The sequence below is a fragment of the Winogradskyella luteola genome (assembly GCF_019203985.1).
Lineage (GTDB): Bacteria > Bacteroidota > Bacteroidia > Flavobacteriales > Flavobacteriaceae > Winogradskyella > Winogradskyella luteola.
The window spans coordinates 189,504-207,420 of the sequence record NZ_JAGSPD010000006.1; the positions used below are offsets into that span (position 1 = coordinate 189,504).

The window sequence follows — 17,917 nt, forward strand, 5'->3', positions numbered from 1 at the left end:
ATTAAGCATTGCTGTTTATAAAATTAAGCACTGTAGTTGTGATGAATTCAATTTGCTCATCATCCAATTCTGTATGCATTGGTAGAGAAATTACAGATTTTACCAATTGATTGGTAACTTTAAAATCGTCTTCATTGTAACGCTCGTCAGCATAAGCTTTTTGGAGGTGCAATGGAATAGGATAATAAACCCCACAAGGAATATTGTGCGCTTGCAAATGTGCTACTAAAGCATCTCTATCTACATCCTTTAGCTTTAGAGTGTATTGATGAAACACATGGCAATCACAAGTATCACAGATACCTTTACAGCTAGTTCTTCCACTAGGAGTCGTAATTTTGGGATGGTTTTTAAAAGCTTCAGAATATTTTCTTGCCGCATTTCGTCTTGCCGCATTATAACTATCTAAGTGTGGAAGTTTAGCATCTAAAACTGCCGCTTGTATAGAATCTAATCTGGAGTTTACCCCAACCACATCATGATGATAACGCTTATACATACCATGATTTACAATACCTCTTATAGTGTGCGCTAAATCGTCTTCATTGGTAAAAATAGCTCCACCATCACCATAACATCCCAAATTTTTAGATGGGAAAAAGGATGTTGAAGCTACATGACCTATTGCACCTGTTTTTGTTTTAGAACCATCTTTGTGCGTATAATCGGCTCCTATGCCTTGAGCATTATCCTCAATGACATATAAGTTATGTTTTTTAGCTAATGCCATAATAGCATCCATATCTGCTGCCAATCCGAATAGGTGAACAGGCACTATTGCTTTAGTTTTTGGTGTAATGGCTTTTTCGATTGCATCAACATCAATGTTGAAACTTACCGGGTCTACATCAACTAAAACTGGCGTTAACTGCAATAAAGCTATGACCTCTACCGTTGCTGCAAATGTAAAATCTGCCGTAATAACTTCATCACCTGGCTGTAAACCTAAACCCATCATGGCAATTTGAAGTGCGTCCGTTCCATTAGCACACGGGATAACATTTTTTACACCGAGATAATCTTCAAGATTTTTTTGAAATTGATGTACTTTTGGACCATTTATAAATGCTGCGCTATCCATTACCTCTTGAATTGAAGGGTCTACAACAGCTTTAATTTTTGCGTATTGACCCTGAAGGTCAACCATTTGAATTTTTTTCATTCGGAAGATTATAATTTATATATACGACTTAGATCTAAGTCTTGAACGAAAATACAAAATTGTAATCGCTATGCCAATGCAATTAATTGAAAGTAATGTATTTTAGCACAAATCTTTACTATTGAGAAGACTCTACTCCATAGGAATTTATATAGCCCATTTTGTCATTGGGCTTTTATCGCTCTTTAATTCAAAATTAAAATTAGGTGTTGATGGAAGGAAAGAAACTTTCCAAAAATTAAGAAATTCTATAAAACCAAACGATAAAACCTTTTGGTTTCATTGTGCTTCGCTTGGAGAGTACGAGCAAGGTCTCCCAGTTTTTGAGGCTCTAAAAGCCAAGTATACTGACTATAAAATTGTTTTATCCTTCTTTTCACCATCGGGTTATGAGATTAGAAAAAACACAAAGGTTGCTGATGTCGTAGTTTATCTTCCCCTAGATACTAAAACAAATGCCAAACGTTTTTTGGATATCGTAAATCCAGATTATATCATCTTTGTGAAGTATGAAATTTGGCCAAATTTCTTATCAGAAATAAAAAGGCGAGACCTAAATACTATACTCATTTCAGCTGTTTTTAGAACACATCAGAGCTTTTTTAAATGGTATGGCGATTTTATGCGATCATCCTTATTTGCTTTCAACCATATTTTTACGCAGGATAAAAACTCTAAAGAATTGCTTAAAAGCATAAGGTATGATAATGTCTCTGTCTCTGGTGACACACGTTTTGATCGTGTTTCGAATCAATTAAACATTAATAATACAGTCAATTTTATAGAAGATTTTAAGAACAACAAAACATGTATTGTTCTTGGAAGCACTTGGCCAGAAGATGATAAACTCTACATAGATTATATTAATGAAAACTCAGCCCAAGATCTAAAGTTTGTTATTGCACCACATAATATTAAGCCCAATTACATTCAGTCTTTAAAGTCTCAGCTTAAAATAAAAACACTATGTTTTTCAGAAATGAACAACAAAACGCTTTCGGAAGCTAAAGTATTTATTTTAGATACTATTGGCTATTTGAGTAAAGTGTATAGTTATGCAGATATTGCGTATGTTGGTGGAGCTGCAGGAAATACAGGTTTACACAATATACTAGAGCCTGCGGTTTTTGGTATTCCCATATTGATTGGTAAAAACCATGAAAAGTTTCCAGAGGCTAAAAAGCTTATAGAGCTAAACGGGGTGACATCTGTTACAAATATTTCAGAATTTGAAACTGCAATAAATACTCTAGTATCAAACAAAGAAATAAGAGAGCAACAAGGTAAAATCAACAAGCTCTTTATTGAAAAAAATAAAGGTGCTGTCATCCAAATCCTTGATTACATACGTATATAAGCCTAATTATAATACTAATACCAATGAAATATTGTTAAAGTTTCATTAAAATTAGTATTTTCGTACATTAACAACAATTAACACTAAAACTATTAAAATGAAAAAAGCTGTATTAAGTTTAGCCCTAGTTGCATTTTTGGGACTATCATTAAATTCTTGTAGAGAGACAAAAGAAGAAAAAATTGAAGTAACAGTTGAAAAAGCTGAAAAAGAAACAGAAGGAGCCTTAGAAAAAGCTGGTAAGGCTGTTGACAACGTTGTTGAAGAGACTAAAGAAGCTGGTGAAGCAGTAGAAGATGCTGTTGATGAGATAGACAACGACAATAACTAATTATCCTCAAATAAAATAGACTAAAGCTTTAACTAATGAAAAAAATAATTTTAAGTTTGACTCTAGTTGCATTTCTAGGGCTATCGTTGAATTCTTGTAAAGAAGCCGAGGAGAAAACCAAAGATGCAGTTGAAAATGCTAAAGGCACTTCAAATGACATGGCAGATACTGTAAATGAAGCATTTGACCAAACCGTTGATGAAGCCAAGGATGCATTAGACACAGCTAAAGAAGCTGCCGACAAGGTTGTGGATGAAGCTAAGGAAGAATTAAAAAAAGCAGAAAAAGCGGCTAAGGAAGCAACTGGTGAAGCTAAAGTAAAAGCTGAAAAAGCTGTTGAGGCCGCAAAGGCCAATTTAGAAGCTGCAAAGAAGAAAGCTGATGAATTTGTTGGTGATGCTCGTGAGGACATCAAAGATGCAAAGGAAAATGCTGAAGAAGCAAAGAATGATGCTATCGATGAAGCTGCTAAAAAAATGAAAGGGAACTAATTTTACCTTTTTGTTATAAAAAAAGCCTGATGAAAAATCAGGCTTTTTTTATAATGAATTTTTTGACGACTCACTAAGCTTCAACTCACTTGGCACAATAACAGTCTGTGCCTTATGATTTTCTGTATTTAACCTTTCCAATAAAAGTTTTACAGACATTTCACCAATGTCGTATGCTTTTTGATGTATAATTGAGATTTTAGGGCTAGACAATAGTTCTGTATGCTCGTAACCAAATCCTACAATAGATATATTATTTGGAATCTCCCTACCCAATTTTTTAGCCATGTTGATAGCTACAATCCCTGTAATATGATCTATAGATATTATGGCATCAATTTCTGAGTTTTTACTCAAGTAAGTATGGATGCTTTTTTCAACATCAAGAGCATTATCGAGTTTTAAAATATTTGGTTTTAAGTTATACTTTTCGAGTGCTTTAGTATATCCTTTAATTCTTAGTTTTCCGACACTGAGTTCTTCAATATTACTCACTAAAAGAATGTGTTTTCTACCTTCTTTTTCAATTAAATGTTCTGTAACTTCATAAACAGATTGAAAGTCATCAACAATAACTTTATCGCACTTTATCTCATCTACAACCCTATCAAACATTAAAACAGGAATTTTACTGTCTAAAATTGTTTGAATATGATTTATCTCCTGTTTTACCTGACCTTCTCTTGCCACAGCCATAATAAATCCATCAACACTACCATTAGATAATAGCTCAAGACTTCGTTTTTCTTTGTTCAAAGTTTCGTTAGAGAGACAAACGATTATATCATAATCATTGTTGGTAGCTGCCATTTCAATACCATGTAATACTTCTGCAAAAAAAGGATTGGTTACCGTTGGCAGGATAACACCAATAGTTCTTGTCTTATTGGTTTTTAATTGTTGTGCTATTCGGTTAGGCTTATAATTTAATTTTTCGGCCAGTTCATTAACACGTTTTTTAGTAGTATCACTTATTTCGTGACTGTCATTTAATGCTTTTGAAACTGTTGATACAGAAATATTAAGAAGCTTAGATAATTCTTTTAGAGTTGTCATTTGATACTATTTTAGTATTAAGATTATAGCTTTACGTCTCGTAAAAGTAAAATAAAACACATTTGTTTCATTAATTAAGTCGCTAACCCTTTGTTCATTTTTTATTTATTGATGCATTTCTTTGAAGTTGTCTCAATAAAAAAATAGTGCATGCCACATAGCATCACATCTCTTTTGAGCATTCAGTTTTTCATATAAAATATATCCTGAAAGCGTATAGCAAAAAAAGAAGCATGTTTACATTTTAAACACGCTTCTTTTCGCTCAATTCTATATATGATAATATTCTATTCTTTTACCAACTTAATGGTCTTAGAACCGCTTACTCCTTCAATTCTAGCAAAATAAACACCAGTTATTAATGATGACGCATCTATAGCAACTTCACTAGAATTTGGTGATAATGTCAATACTTGTTTTCCTAAAATATCATAAACAGCTACATTATTTATTGTATTAGAACTTAAAAGATTCCAGTTTCCATTTGTTGGATTAGGGAATACTTTAAACTCAGTTGTTTCAAAAGTATTTGTACTTAGAACATTCGTTGTACTGAAAAATATATTATCAACATATACAGTACCATTTCCGGTAAACAATGTTTGCTTAAGATCTGTACCATCCCATGTACCACTTACTAAAGGAGGGTAATTTACAAAATGTGTAAAAGGAATGAATACACTTACCCATTGACCCGTAATTAGCTCAGCATCTGCATTTCCAGCACCTACGTCAGCTGCTGAACCAAACCTATAGAATGGCTCCTCCGCACTACCACAACAAACAGTTGCACTTAAAGAATCATCAACCAAAGAGAAATTAAACGCTGTTGACGTTGTAGCATAATAGTTTATATGTACAAAATCGTATGTTGTAGTCGCATCAAATGTAAAAGGTGTACCTCCTGCATCTGGGCCGAAAGCATTACCAAAGAAATCTAAGTTCTCTAACTTAATAACAGTATTTCCATTTAAATTTTCTTGAGTACGAGTAACACCTCCGCCAAAAGAGTCAAAAATAAAATCTGTAAAATCTGATTGATTTGCATTACCACTCAAATCACTGTAAACATAAAAATCCAATCCGGTAGAAGGCGAATCCGTTGGGCCATCAGTAGGATCAGTCGCAGGACATGGTGCACAGTTAGGGCCACCACAATCGATTTGCTCTTCACCATTATTTAAAATACCATCATCACATGATTCTGGACAAGCTGGACAATCTGGACCACCACAGTCAACACCTGTTTCATCACCATTTTGCACACCATCCATACACGTTGGATCTGGTGCTCCTACTTGTACTATATCATCAATGTACCATATACCACCATTTCCTGCTCCCACAGTTCCACATCCGCCACCTTCGCAGGCAACTTCATAATTTGGCTGTATCACTAACACGGTATATTGTTCCATTCCTGTTAATCCTGGTTGACCCGTGAAATCAAAAGTCACTTCAGTCCAAACACCAGCCGTAGTTATGGTAACATCTCTATTATAAGTTGGTTCTCCACTTAGACCAATTTGAATTTGAAACCTAATATTTTGATTTGCAATTGGAGCCCAAACTTTCATAGTAAAAACAGTACCATTTGCTAAATCAATTAATGGATTTCCAGGAGTTTCAAAACCAAAACCTCCACCCCAATCAGCAGTATCAGGTTTATTAACCTCAAGAACTCGTGCAGACATATTACCTGCACTAATATCAGGGTTTTCAATGTTATTAAAACCTAGACCACCAAATTCAAATGATGCAGTTGTTGAGGGATTTTCAAAATTCGTTGGCAATGATTGCCCAAACATCATGCAAGATGTGAGTAAAAAATAAAGAAAGGTAATTTTTTTCATAATCGTTATTTATTTTAGTTATTTATAGGTAATTGATAATTTATAATGCTATTAATTATCAGTTTTATAAATGTATTAATTACATATTGAATATTTTTCAATTCCACCTTAACAAAAAACATACAACGACATCGTTATAGTTAACGATTTACAATGTGTGCCCAAAGCCTTGATATTATTAGGCTAGACAACATTTTAAATTTTGGATAAAATAGTTTGTAGTGGTTATGTTGTGTTGTTAAATATCAACCATACATAAAACTTGTGGTCTTTTTAATACTTCAATTTTTCATTTTTATCCCAAATACCCCAATAGGCACCTACATCACCTTCTGATCCGACTTTCCAAGATTCGTCAAAAGATGAAAAATAGAAAATTTCTATATCCTCTTCTTTAGACCATTTTTGTATATTTATGAAATATTTTATGGCATTCTCTTCTGATGGATAGGCCCCATGTAAATTTGTTCCTTGGCTTGGCCAGCCTGTTTCGGTAATGACTACTCTTTTACCTTTACCAGCACGCTCAGCTTTATGGTACATATCTTTCATATAAAGTAAGGAATAATCTAAATCACATCCTTCCCAAAAAGGATAACAGTTTGCCAAAATAATATCGCAAGCCTCAGTTATCGCTGGTCGTTCTTGGAATTCGTAATAAGCATCTACATAACCAACAGGAATATTGGAAGCCTTAATAGCATCTTTAACAAAGTAGATTTTCTGTAACAGCTCGTCCTCAGTTAAATCCCCTCTGTACATGACTTCGTTACCAACAGCAGCAAGATCAACAAAGCCATCATTAACTAAATTAATAAGACCTTGTAGTTCTCTTTCATTTATTTCTGGATCATCACCTAACCAAGCACCAACCAAGGTTTTCATACCCATCTCCTTGGCGATTTTAGGAATAAGCTCATTGCCGTCTGTACAAGAAAAAGAGCGAATCCAGTTTGTATAAGGTTGTATAATTTTTAACCGTCTCCTTATTTGATCCTCGGTTAATTGGTCACCAGGTTCTTGACCTTCTTCATAAGGGCTAGAGCACAAACCATGCATACCAGATTTTAAAGTTTTTCTAAATAATTTTTGCAAATCTTCAATAGACATTCCATCGTAATCAATAGATGCTAATGCTAAAAACTTTTCCTCTCTGACAGACATAACAACCTCTAATTATATTTGAGCTTTTCGGTTTTATCCCAGAGCCCCCAATAGGCACCAACATCACCTTCATCACCTGTTTTCCAAGATTCATCAAATGAAGAGAAATAGAAAATTGGAATATCATTTTCTTTAGTCCAACTTATAGTGTCTATAAAATATTTCATAGCAGCAACATCGCCAGCAACAGCACCTTTAAGACTCCCTCCTTCACTTGGCCAACCTGTTTCTGTGATAATGATTGGCTTACCTTGGGCAGCATCTACAACCTGACCATACATGGCTTGCATATGCCCTAAAGCATATTCAATTGGACACCCTTCCCAATACGGATATAAGTTTGCCAACACTATATCGGAATGTTCTACCAGTTCTGGATGACGTGAAAATTCGTAATAAGCATCTACATAACCTACAGGTATGTCTAAACCTCTTAAAGCATCCTTAACACGTTTTATATACCCTAACAATTCTTCTAACGTTAGATCATTACGGTACAAGACTTCGTTCCCTACGGCAGCCACATCTACATGACCATCCTTGGCTAATCTTATTAAACCTTCGATTTCCCTTTCGTTGTCTTCCTTGTTGTCACTTAACCAAGCTCCCACAAGCGTTTTTAACCCTTGTTTTTTTGCCGCTACTGGCACATGCTCATTACCTTCAATACATGAAAATGAACGAATAGCCTCCACATATGGTCTTAAAATTTTTACACGTCGCTCTACCTGTTCGAAACTAATATCGTCACCGGGCTTTTGGCCATCTTCATACATACTAAAACATATACCATGAAACCCTTCTTCGATAGTTTTACGCCAAAGACGCTTCATGTCTTCTGATGAATATTTTGACAGGTCTAAACCTTGAGTTGCTATTTGGCTATAGCCCTTAGTTTTGTAATATGATGCTTCTCTGTATGACATTTTATGAGTTTAGTTTATAATTCGCCTCGACGTTCTACAAGTTCGTCTTTTATTTCTCTAGCCCTTTCTTCGGTAAGACTGTATTTCCACATTACCCATATTGCAAGTCCTGCAGTCAGTACAGGTAAAGCAATATCTGTAATTCGCATACCTGTAAGTGCTTCAGCAGTTTGTGTTGTAGCAGTAGGGTCATAACCTAATAGTTTTAAAATTATTCCAGAAAACACCAAAGCAAGACCTTGTCCAACCTTAATCATCCACCAATAGATAGCACCAAAAGTTCCTTCTTTTCTTGGCATACCATTTTCTAATTCATCTAAATCACAGACATCAGCGGTCATACTCATCATTAAAGTAAATAAACACCCCATTCCAAAGGCCATTAAAGGAATTGGCAAGAATATCATGTAGTAATTATCAGGATCAAAACCCCACCATTTTAAGGCATATCCAAACATTGAAATTAAAGTAGCATATATGAATGCTTTACGTTTTCCCATTTTATTAGCCATCCAATTGATTATGGGAATGGCAATAAAAGCTGTATAGGCAGCTGTAACTGCTGGAAAAAGGGCTACCCACCATTTTGATGCACCCCAATCGCCATCAAACATGTAAAAATTAATTATAAAGACACCAAATTCAGCAACAATTTGAAAACCATTAAATACCAAGAAGGTGGCTAAACATAATTTAACAAAAGGTTTGTTTTTAAGAACAAGCTTTATACCCGTGAATATTTTGCCCATACTCTTTAGAAGTGCTTTAGGTGTAATTTCTTCTCTGCCTTCCATTTTACTAGAATCAATCCCACGGCAAAAGATAGCAGGAAGTATTCCTAAGATGATAATTACAAATCCAGCTATTAAAGCGACAATTCTAACTCCTTCTGGTTGGCTAGCAAAAAGATCCCCATCAGGTATTAACACATATAAAAATGGAACTAACATCCAAGCTACTTGTCCAATAATGTTTGCAAAACTCATCAACCGTGTTCGTTCTTTATAATCTGAGGTCATCTCATATCCTAAAGCAATCAACGGAGTTGAAAAAATTGTGTTTCCAAAAATCAGCAAAATTGAAAAGATGAGTAAGTACCAAAAATTATACATTTCAGGATTTGTATCATGTACTTGCCATAATATTGCAAATATGGCACCTGATAATATTGCGCCAATAAAAATATAGGGTCTCCTTCTTCCAAATCTTGAACTTGTATTATCTGACACGTACCCCATTACCGGATCTGTTATAGCATCAAATAAACGAGGTATACCAACTATAAGACCTGCTAATACTGTATCCATTCCAAAACCGTCAGCAGATTTTAGTATGACAACAAAAACACCTAATATGCCAGGAATTAAATTATTTATTAAATGGCCTGCTCCGAAAGCAGCTTTTTGACCTATTGGAACTCTAGTAGAACTCATAGTTATATTTGATTTAGTTAGTTTCTTTTGGTATCACTATAGTCTGTATGGCTTGTCCCTTTATACCGATGTTTTTTATTTCATCATTTAGGCTTAATGCATAATTCTTAACTTCTTTTCCTTCATTAAAAATGACAACAACAATAGAACCATCTGGATTCTTGCACGCAGTAACCATTAAATCTTCATCTGTGTTTTCTACTCCAAGTACTTCTGCTCCCGGTCTTATGTATTTACTAAAATGTGCCATTGTATAATATAATGGAGTAAAGTACACCTCATCAGCATCGGGATGTACAATCACTGGTGCTACACACCAATTTTTAAACCAATTTGGACCACCTTGTCGGTCTAAAACCATATTCCAGTCAACCCAACCGTCTACCCAATTGTTTAAGCATCCTATAATATCTCTAGCGTATCTGTTAACTGGCGCATATTTTGGATGTAAATGTTTATCTTCTTCAGAAGCCCAATCCCAGCCCCAATCTGTGGCTTCTTTTTTCCAGTACCATGCATCATCTTTCCACTTAGGCACTTCAGAATCTACACAACCTTCAGTTTCTATTAGGTATTTGTCTGGTGCTTTGTGGTGTGCATATTGCAAGGCTTCAGGAAAGAAATCATAAGTGCTTTCGTACCAATGTATAGCAGTTCCGTCATAATACTTTGATGATGCTTCAGTAGCATACATTACATCTACCCATTCTTTTAGTCCAGCTCTGTTTTGGTCATATCCAAGAATAATTTTATCCCCATGACCATCGGCTTCTAGCTTTGGCCCTAAATGATTTTGAACAAAATCGGTCATTTCCTCAGGTGAAAAGTGCATACTCTCCCAGTTATTGCCATTACCATGCGGTTCGTTTTCAACAGTAAAACCCCAAAGTTCTATACCTTGTTCTTTATAAGCGTCAATATATTTTGAGAAGAACAATGCCCAGGTCGGATAATGTTCTGGCAATAGTTTACCACCAACCCATTCTTTATTGTCCTTCATCCACGGCGGTGCCGTCCAAGGTGAAGCAAACAATTTGAAACCATCTTTTGAAATGCGATTGGCTTCTTTTATCATTGGAATTAGATCATCCATATCTTCCTTAACCGAAAAATCCTTTAATGCTTTATCTTCAGTTGGTGCATAAGAATATTGAGATAAGGAAAAATCACAAGAATTCATGTGTGTTCTACATAATGAGTAATTGGCACCATTTTCAGTAAAGTAGGCCCGCATGATAGTATCTCTATTTTTCTTACTTAGTTTATTAAGAAGATAAGCTGAGGACTCAGTAAAAGCACCACCGAAGCCTGTTATTGTTTGAAATTTTTTATTCGGATTTATTTTAATTACCAAAGTAGAATCTACTGTTTTGAATTCGTTAAGTTTAGTTAACTTATTACCACTTGCAGAAGTTTCAAAAACTTCTAATACCAGTTCTTTTTTTTCTTCTTTATTACAACTCATAGTCGTTATTAAAAGACAATAAATGCACAGTTTTAGTGTTTTCATTTTTTTATTGTTAACGGTAGTAAGGCAGTATATCACTATCTTTTTGCCATGATCTCTTCTTCTGATGGTGGCACCAACACTTCTTTTAAAAGTGCTTCTTTATTACCATTGTAGGTTTTTGTAATCGTATTGCCGTTTCTGGTTAGTCCATCGAAAATTCCTTTATCCACCAAGTCCCAAATTGGGTATTTAGCTTTACCATCTATAGTAAATAACCCAAAATGATTTTCTGATCCTTTAGCATTATTCGCATCTTTCCATTGCTCATTAAATGCTTCAAAATAAAAGCAAGAAATTCTGGCCCTATTGGTCCATTTTCGTATTTGCTCATGGTATAAACCTTGTTTATATTCATCCGTTGCACGAGATCCATCATCACCATATTGACCGTTAGAGACCGTTGCCCAACCGGTCTCACCTATATGTACGGGTTTATTGACTCCAACACTTTTCATGTAATTGGTAACACTATCATACTGCTTCTGGGAAAACTTTATAGCCCGCTCCATAGCCATTTCTATTTTTGTTGTATCTGGCATATCTGCATGTGCTTCTGGCACTCCCCAAAATTCTGGATTGTAATGTGTGTTGTGATACGGATACGTGTGCATTGATATATAATCTACAGCCTTTATCAACATATTTAAACCTTCGACATGATATCGATCTTCCCCACCTCCCCAAGATGCGAAGTCATCTGAGCTGGTAATCCATAAATCCTTTGGTAGCTTACCTCCCTTTTTTAAATTTTGAAGATGATTGACCCATTTTAAAATAACATCTGGTTGAACGTAATATTCAGTAGCCCATTTTACCATAGCTTCATTGCCAACGGCTATGATCTTTACAATATCTGGGTATTGATTTGCCAATTTAACAGCTCTTTGTATCTCACCAGCATTATTTGGGCTTTCTATATTATGATTTGGTTCTTTATTTGTCCATGCATTTAAACAATCAATCCATGCACCTAACATAACGTACATTTCAAAATTTGGATCTTCTTTTTTAAGTTCTGAAATTGCTTTTAGTACATTTGAAGCATGTGGTAACTTAGGCTGAACATTGTAAGTTCTTAACATCTTAATACCCATAGCTGACAAGATTTTTAAATCCTCTTTTAGCTCTGATAATGTAGGCTGACTGTCTCTTGATTTTTTGCGGTAACCACCATAAGAAATGGCCAAATACTTTGGGTTACCTAATATATCTTTTGCTGTCACTTTTTTCTTAATTTGGGTTGAAGACGACTTGTCTTTTTTCTTTTCATTACAAGACATCATGAATACTAGAGATAAAACAAAAACTACAATTACTCCTTTTTTCATGACGTTATACTATTTTAAATAATCTTCTTTAATATATATTTTGATAAGCTCTACTTCACCTGAACGATTAAACACTTTTTGGCTTATTGCCTCATCAAGATTTAAACTGTTAAAAGTCTGTGTTGAACCCTGCTTTAGTTTAACTTCAGACTTAAAAGTATCTGAAAGGCTATAAATTACAGGAACCTGACAATAGGTAAAAACTAATTCTCCCTTATTAATTTCTAGTTGAGATGTATTACCATCAAGATCGATATAATCGAATGCTTTTGTTTCATTTAAAAATTCCTCTTTACGAAGCATACATGGATTAAACACCAATCTCCCATCTTTCATAAAAACACCTAGTTCACCAAAACGACTTAGAATATCTTCTTTTACCTGCCCAGTCATACCTGGTTGTTGCGCACCTTTACCCGCTGGTGTATGGGAATAGGGGTCAGTTGGGAAAGCTCCGTATAGTTCTGGCGACTTATGTACACCAATACCTTCGTTAATCTCGTAGTAGTGCTCTAATAATCTACCAACGATTTCATCATTTTCGTTTTCTTCTATTGCTTTTTGGCAACATTCCATAACTGCCAACAAAAGTTTGGATACCATGTGCCAGTAAATAGAGCCCAAACCTTCATAACCATAAAATGTACCTGAGCGACCTGTAAATGCCTTATGATTAAAGACATCTTCAAAAATTTGAAGTATTTTAGATTCCTCTTTATTAGCCAGACTTTCATATTCCGTTCCTGATAAATTTTTCAATGCTAGCTTAAGGTCATTGGCATTTTTAAAGTTGCCATTAAAATGGTAATCGCCATTTATATCTTTCTGTACTACATGTGTATTATTGTCCGCAACTAAAGTTTTTAATAAATCTGAACTCTCAACCGCATTTGCAGGTATAGTGTTTCTATCCATAAATCCTTTTAGGTTCTTATATGGATACAATATGTAACTGTATTGGTCTTCTCTAAATAACTTACTTTGCTTAAGTCCATCAAGCACTGCTAAATTTTCTTTAGAACTCAAATATCCTGAACTTAAAACGGCAACTTGTCCTTCTAACATTTCATCTAAATAAGCAACAGAAATTGAGTTTTCATTTTCAATAGACATTAAATTATAGGCATGATACATAGCATCGTCACGCTTGTTCGCTTCAATTGAATGCTCTAAGTGCTTTAATGCCGAATGCGTGAATGTTTTTATATCCTCAAGTCGAAGTTTAGATTTATTACCAGAAAATGAATTTTCATAAATGGTTGCTCTAAAAATACTACCTGCATTACCTACAGCATCTAAAATCTGTTTTCTGCTTTTATCATCGATGTTATTGTTTAACAGATTTTCGTTTTGTACAAAAGTAGATTTAACAGCATCGAAAAAATCTGCAATTTCTGATGCGACTTCTATGGTATAAGTAGAATTATTTTTGAACACTCCTTCAAAGAACTTTAAGAACTGTCGCAAATAGTATAAGGTTACCATAGAGATACCGTTGCCCACTAATGCATTGTTGGCATCATTCCATTCAGGGCGCTGTGTATTCATCCAAATACCACCTTCTGGTATAAAATTGGAAAGTTTAGCTAGCGTTGTCGCCAGTATTTTTTCCATAAAATTAGCCCTCACTACATCTCCATTTGCATATTGAAGCAATGCACCATCAGCCCCTATTTTATCTCGTTTTGCTCTAATTTCTTCATCCGAGGCTTCATCAAACTCAATGGTATCTTTTGGGTTTTTTAATACATCTTGATAAGATTTAATTCTGTACGGTACATTGGCATATACAAATAAATCTTTATTGAGTAAACTTTTTAATTTACCCGGCTGATAATCTTCTATAAACTCTAAAAATTTGAGCAGATATATAATTTGATGATCTCCCCAATACCCAATATAGGACCAAGGATCATCTGGTTCGCTAATTTCCCAATCAAAACCACCTTTTGTTACACGGTAAGGGTTATAACCATCAAAAGTTGTGGCGTTTAGAAACTTATGAATCATACTCTCAATAAACTCTGGATAAGAATATGCTAATGCTTCCCAGTTTTGGAAAATATCGCGCCAATTGCCTTCGTAATCTAATATTTTAGAGCCATCTATTTCACTTCTTGTATTAATGGAAAATTTATTCCAAGGACGGCTTGGGTCACCGTGTCGGCGGCTAAATTTTAAAGGCATATATTCTAAACAAAGACGTGAAAAATCTTTGTCAGAGCTATCTTCTGCAATTTGCTTTAACTCACTTATGGTAAATTTTTCTGGTAAGGCTTCAACAATAGCTTCATTTTGATTTGCAACATTGGCATTGGCATTAAACAAATATTTTTTAAAGTCCCATTTCTCAATACTATAACCGTCATCAAAAATACCACCTCTCATAATATTGAAAAGTGTATTCGAGAAATGTCTCGTATCTCTGAAGCTATCTGAAGTTAATTGCAATCCATCTGAAGCTGCATTTAATTTAATAAGTCGTTTTGTACCTAATGCAATGTTGTTTTCAAGTTTGCTTAATAATTGATTATCCTCACTTATCTGTTTAGAAATCTGAACTATGTCGGAAGTATCTTGATTAACATTGGCTATAATAACCCAATTTTTATGCTCTTGAGAAGACAATTGAATTTTAGAATTAATAAAGTAAGCACCCTTTTCTGCTTTTATATCTGTTTCTTGGCTCACTTTTTCAAAATTCCTAAAATCGTCTAACTGCAGTGATGACAAAAGGTATTGGGGATTATCTAAGCCTAGAGACCAAGCGATATTTGCTTTTAGAGCTTCACTTGGCTCAGCCTTATCTACAATAATGGCACTTAATGCAAAAATCCCAATACCTGTTTGTTCAACTAATTCCGTGCGTTTGTATGCATCAACTAAATTGCTGCTCGCATTTTGCAATGCACTGCTAACACCATATGGTATTACATTTTGAATACCATCTAAAACATTTATCCCAACCGGTAAATCTGAATTGTTACTTAGGGTTGATTTTTTCACAAAACCATAAGCATTACTAGAACACCATTCGTACCTAAATGTAAGTTCTAGGTCTAGATTCTCTTCTTCAAAAATAATTGAGTTACCGTAAACACTTTTATAAAGATTGCTTCTTACGTTATAATTATCTTGAAAACGTATTGAGAAAGGTTCCCAAATAAATATCTCACCATTTTTTATGACCTGAAAAATAGATTTTGCACCTGTTATTTCTGAAGACTCTGTAATCTTATCATCTGAATAATAAGGAAATAAAGCAAACTCAGAATTCTTTCGCCCAGCGGTTAGTCCTCCATTACTCGATATAAACATCCAATGATTAGAATCACTGACAATGCTCATAAAAAATGGACGCATCTCATTACTGTTAGAAATTTTGAAATAAGCTTTATTGTCAATCGAAACCTGTTCTAATTTCACTTTATTATCTAATATTTGTGTGTTAGGCATTAGCTAGCTACTTAAAATTTCAATTAAACTTATTACAGTTACAACCAAAATCTTGAAAATTATAGTGATTTATTTTTCTAATTCAGAAGTCACTAAGGACTTAAAACAAAACTTGATATGTATTTACTGTTGAATTATGTCATCAAAATAGTATATGTCACCATCACAAGGTGCATTTCTTTCAAAATAGATAATCATACTCTGAAATGTACCTGTAGCAACATCAGTAAAATCAAAAGTCAATTCTTGCCATTCTCCCAACTGTGTAATACTCGCCACTCTATCTTGAGATGGCTCTGTATTAGGAAATGGCATAAACTCCAAACGTAATGTCACGTCTGTTAGCTGAGTTTCTGCAAGAACTTTTATAGTGAATGTTTTTCCTGTTTCCGGTAATGAAAAATCTAGAGGTGTGTCTAGCGCTACTCCCAAACCAGCAAAAGTGAAACATCCAGTTGTTTTTTCGAAACGTTGTACTTTACAGCTTGGATTAACCGCATCTACAACTGGGTTTTCAACAATAAATCCTGCAGTATTACCAAACGCATCAAATGTAGTATCGTCCGATATTGTAAAAAACGTCCAATTAAGATTCCCATTAGCAGGGTCAATGTTTTCTGATGTTTCACAATTTATTGTAAATGTTTCAGAAAATGTATCTGAATTTCCGTTGTCATCAAATGCTGTTAGGGTTACTGTGTATGTACCATTATCAAAGGTTACCGTAGGGTTTGCAATGACATCGGTATCGCCATTTCCAAAATCCCACAAATAACTTGTGGCATCATTTGATGCATTTGTAAATGTTATTGTGCTGAATTGAACATCGCTCAAAAATCTCGATTCTAAGCCTATTAAAGACACACCACTGTCACTATCCTCACAAGATATGATTGAACACGATAGAATGATAATGGAAAGTAATGTTATTTTATATTTTAATAATTTCATTGTTTATTACTTTTTAAATTAATTATAAACTCTAACATAGTCCACCAACATTCTTTGTGGAAATACGGTTTCGGCATTTGGTGCACCAGGCAGGTTACCACCAACAGCTATATTCATGATGATGTAAAATGGACGATTAAACACCCATTCCCCAGCATTTTCAGGACCACCATCGACGACAGCTTCTTCTTCCACAACTGATGGCGTAATACTTTGGTATAATACATCGTCTACGTAATAGTTAATACGGTTCGGACTCCACTCTATTCCAAAAACGTGAAAGCCTGTATCGAAGCGATCATTCTCTAATTCATATTCTTTAGTAATGGCATCACCTGCATTATAACCTGGCCCATGAGCACTGCCAAATACTATAGTTGGTGAATCCCCGAGATATTCCATGATGTCTATTTCTCCACATTGTGGCCATGGGTTTTGATCACAGTCATTACCCAATAACCAAAACGCTGGCCAAAGCCCTTTTCCCCAAGGTAATTTTATGCGCGCTTCGAAACGCCCATATTGTCGCTCAAATAAATTTTGGGTGGTTAATCTGGCTGAAGTATAGCTTGCGCCTTCAAATGATTCTTCGCGTGCCGTAATCACCAGCACACCGTTTTCAACATTTACGTTTTCTGGCCTGGCTGTATAGTACTGTAACTCGTTATTTCCCCATCCAGGAATACCTTCTGCAGTTCCATCACCAATATCATAAGTCCACATTGATGGATTTGGAACACCATCTACATCAAACTCGTCTTGCATTACTAAATTATTTAGTTTTGCCACTTCTTGAGTTTCATCTGGATCACAATTTGTAAACATAGTAGTGAAAATCATTAGTGCCACTAAACACTTAACTCTAAACAATGTATTTGACTTTATATTTTTCATAAATC

14 protein-coding genes are annotated in these 17,917 nt (G+C 34.7%); 3 read left to right on the top strand and 11 right to left on the bottom strand.

Features of this window, described 5'->3' with window-relative positions; all coding sequences use genetic code 11:
• Position 1: 1 nt before the first annotated feature.
• On the bottom strand, positions 2-1,162 hold the full coding sequence (locus tag KCG49_RS09315; RefSeq protein ID WP_218546073.1) for a DegT/DnrJ/EryC1/StrS family aminotransferase: 1,161 nt from the start codon (positions 1,160-1,162) through the stop codon (positions 2-4).
• A gap of 121 nt (positions 1,163-1,283) precedes the next feature.
• Between KCG49_RS09315 and KCG49_RS09320 the strand changes: the two genes are divergently transcribed.
• From KCG49_RS09320 to KCG49_RS09330, 3 genes are all read left to right on the top strand, one after another.
• Complete coding sequence (locus tag KCG49_RS09320) at positions 1,284-2,519, top strand: 3-deoxy-D-manno-octulosonic acid transferase (RefSeq protein WP_218546074.1); 1,236 nt, start codon at positions 1,284-1,286, stop codon at positions 2,517-2,519.
• Positions 2,520-2,616: 97 nt separating this feature from the next.
• Positions 2,617-2,850, top strand: coding sequence for a hypothetical protein (locus KCG49_RS09325; protein WP_218546076.1), 234 nt, complete (start codon positions 2,617-2,619; stop codon positions 2,848-2,850).
• Positions 2,851-2,885: 35 nt separating this feature from the next.
• The gene (locus KCG49_RS09330) at positions 2,886-3,341 is read left to right on the top strand and encodes a hypothetical protein (protein ID WP_218546079.1); all 456 of its coding nucleotides are present in this window, start codon (positions 2,886-2,888) and stop codon (positions 3,339-3,341) included.
• A 48-nt stretch (positions 3,342-3,389) separates the two neighbouring features.
• On the opposite strand, the gene KCG49_RS09335 is transcribed toward KCG49_RS09330, so the two are convergent.
• The 10 genes from KCG49_RS09335 to KCG49_RS09380 form a co-directional block, all read right to left on the bottom strand.
• The gene (locus KCG49_RS09335; protein WP_218546081.1) at positions 3,390-4,397 is read right to left on the bottom strand and encodes a LacI family DNA-binding transcriptional regulator; all 1,008 of its coding nucleotides are present in this window, start codon (positions 4,395-4,397) and stop codon (positions 3,390-3,392) included.
• A 287-nt stretch (positions 4,398-4,684) separates the two neighbouring features.
• A complete protein-coding gene (locus KCG49_RS09340; RefSeq protein WP_218546082.1) occupies positions 4,685-6,250 on the bottom strand; it encodes a T9SS type A sorting domain-containing protein in 1,566 nt (521 codons plus the stop codon).
• A gap of 273 nt (positions 6,251-6,523) precedes the next feature.
• On the bottom strand, positions 6,524-7,414 hold the full coding sequence (locus tag KCG49_RS09345) for a glycoside hydrolase family 17 protein (protein WP_218546084.1): 891 nt from the start codon (positions 7,412-7,414) through the stop codon (positions 6,524-6,526).
• A gap of 8 nt (positions 7,415-7,422) precedes the next feature.
• Complete coding sequence (locus tag KCG49_RS09350) at positions 7,423-8,340, bottom strand: glycoside hydrolase family 17 protein (RefSeq protein ID WP_218546085.1); 918 nt, start codon at positions 8,338-8,340, stop codon at positions 7,423-7,425.
• Positions 8,341-8,354: 14 nt separating this feature from the next.
• Positions 8,355-9,773 (bottom strand): MFS transporter, encoded by a 1,419-nt coding sequence (locus KCG49_RS09355; protein ID WP_218546086.1) that lies wholly within the window; start codon positions 9,771-9,773, stop codon positions 8,355-8,357.
• 13 nt (positions 9,774-9,786) lie between these two features.
• Positions 9,787-11,238, bottom strand: coding sequence for a glycoside hydrolase family 30 protein (locus KCG49_RS09360; protein WP_256259934.1), 1,452 nt, complete (start codon positions 11,236-11,238; stop codon positions 9,787-9,789).
• Positions 11,239-11,318: 80 nt separating this feature from the next.
• Positions 11,319-12,611 carry a glycosyl hydrolase family 17 protein gene (locus KCG49_RS09365; RefSeq protein ID WP_218546089.1) on the bottom strand — a complete coding sequence of 431 codons (1,293 nt, stop codon included), beginning with the start codon at positions 12,609-12,611 and terminating at the stop codon, positions 11,319-11,321.
• Between the two features lie 9 nt (positions 12,612-12,620).
• On the bottom strand, positions 12,621-16,067 hold the full coding sequence (locus KCG49_RS09370; RefSeq protein WP_218546091.1) for a 1,3-beta-D-glucan phosphorylase, GH149 family: 3,447 nt from the start codon (positions 16,065-16,067) through the stop codon (positions 12,621-12,623).
• 123 nt (positions 16,068-16,190) lie between these two features.
• On the bottom strand, positions 16,191-17,018 hold the full coding sequence (locus tag KCG49_RS09375; RefSeq protein WP_218546093.1) for a PKD domain-containing protein: 828 nt from the start codon (positions 17,016-17,018) through the stop codon (positions 16,191-16,193).
• Positions 17,019-17,036: 18 nt separating this feature from the next.
• On the bottom strand, positions 17,037-17,912 hold the full coding sequence (locus KCG49_RS09380) for a glycoside hydrolase family 16 protein (RefSeq protein WP_218546094.1): 876 nt from the start codon (positions 17,910-17,912) through the stop codon (positions 17,037-17,039).
• Between the last annotated feature and the right edge of the window lie 5 nt (positions 17,913-17,917).

Bases quoted from the DNA above. Each gene is read 5' to 3' on its own strand.
- KCG49_RS09315 (WP_218546073.1), bottom strand. From the start codon at position 1,162: ATGAAAAAAATTCAAATGGTTGACCTTCAGGGTCAATACGCAAAAATT.
- KCG49_RS09325 (WP_218546076.1), top strand. From the start codon at position 2,617: ATGAAAAAAGCTGTATTAAGTTTAGCCCTAGTTGCATTTTTGGGACTA.
- KCG49_RS09330 (WP_218546079.1), top strand. From the start codon at position 2,886: ATGAAAAAAATAATTTTAAGTTTGACTCTAGTTGCATTTCTAGGGCTA.
- KCG49_RS09335 (WP_218546081.1), bottom strand. From the start codon at position 4,397: ATGACAACTCTAAAAGAATTATCTAAGCTTCTTAATATTTCTGTATCA.
- KCG49_RS09340 (WP_218546082.1), bottom strand. From the start codon at position 6,250: ATGAAAAAAATTACCTTTCTTTATTTTTTACTCACATCTTGCATGATG.
- KCG49_RS09345 (WP_218546084.1), bottom strand. From the start codon at position 7,414: ATGTCTGTCAGAGAGGAAAAGTTTTTAGCATTAGCATCTATTGATTAC.
- KCG49_RS09350 (WP_218546085.1), bottom strand. From the start codon at position 8,340: ATGTCATACAGAGAAGCATCATATTACAAAACTAAGGGCTATAGCCAA.
- KCG49_RS09355 (WP_218546086.1), bottom strand. From the start codon at position 9,773: ATGAGTTCTACTAGAGTTCCAATAGGTCAAAAAGCTGCTTTCGGAGCA.
- KCG49_RS09360 (WP_256259934.1), bottom strand. From the start codon at position 11,238: ATGAGTTGTAATAAAGAAGAAAAAAAAGAACTGGTATTAGAAGTTTTT.
- KCG49_RS09365 (WP_218546089.1), bottom strand. From the start codon at position 12,611: ATGAAAAAAGGAGTAATTGTAGTTTTTGTTTTATCTCTAGTATTCATG.
- KCG49_RS09370 (WP_218546091.1), bottom strand. From the start codon at position 16,067: ATGCCTAACACACAAATATTAGATAATAAAGTGAAATTAGAACAGGTT.
- KCG49_RS09375 (WP_218546093.1), bottom strand. From the start codon at position 17,018: ATGAAATTATTAAAATATAAAATAACATTACTTTCCATTATCATTCTA.
- KCG49_RS09380 (WP_218546094.1), bottom strand. From the start codon at position 17,912: ATGAAAAATATAAAGTCAAATACATTGTTTAGAGTTAAGTGTTTAGTG.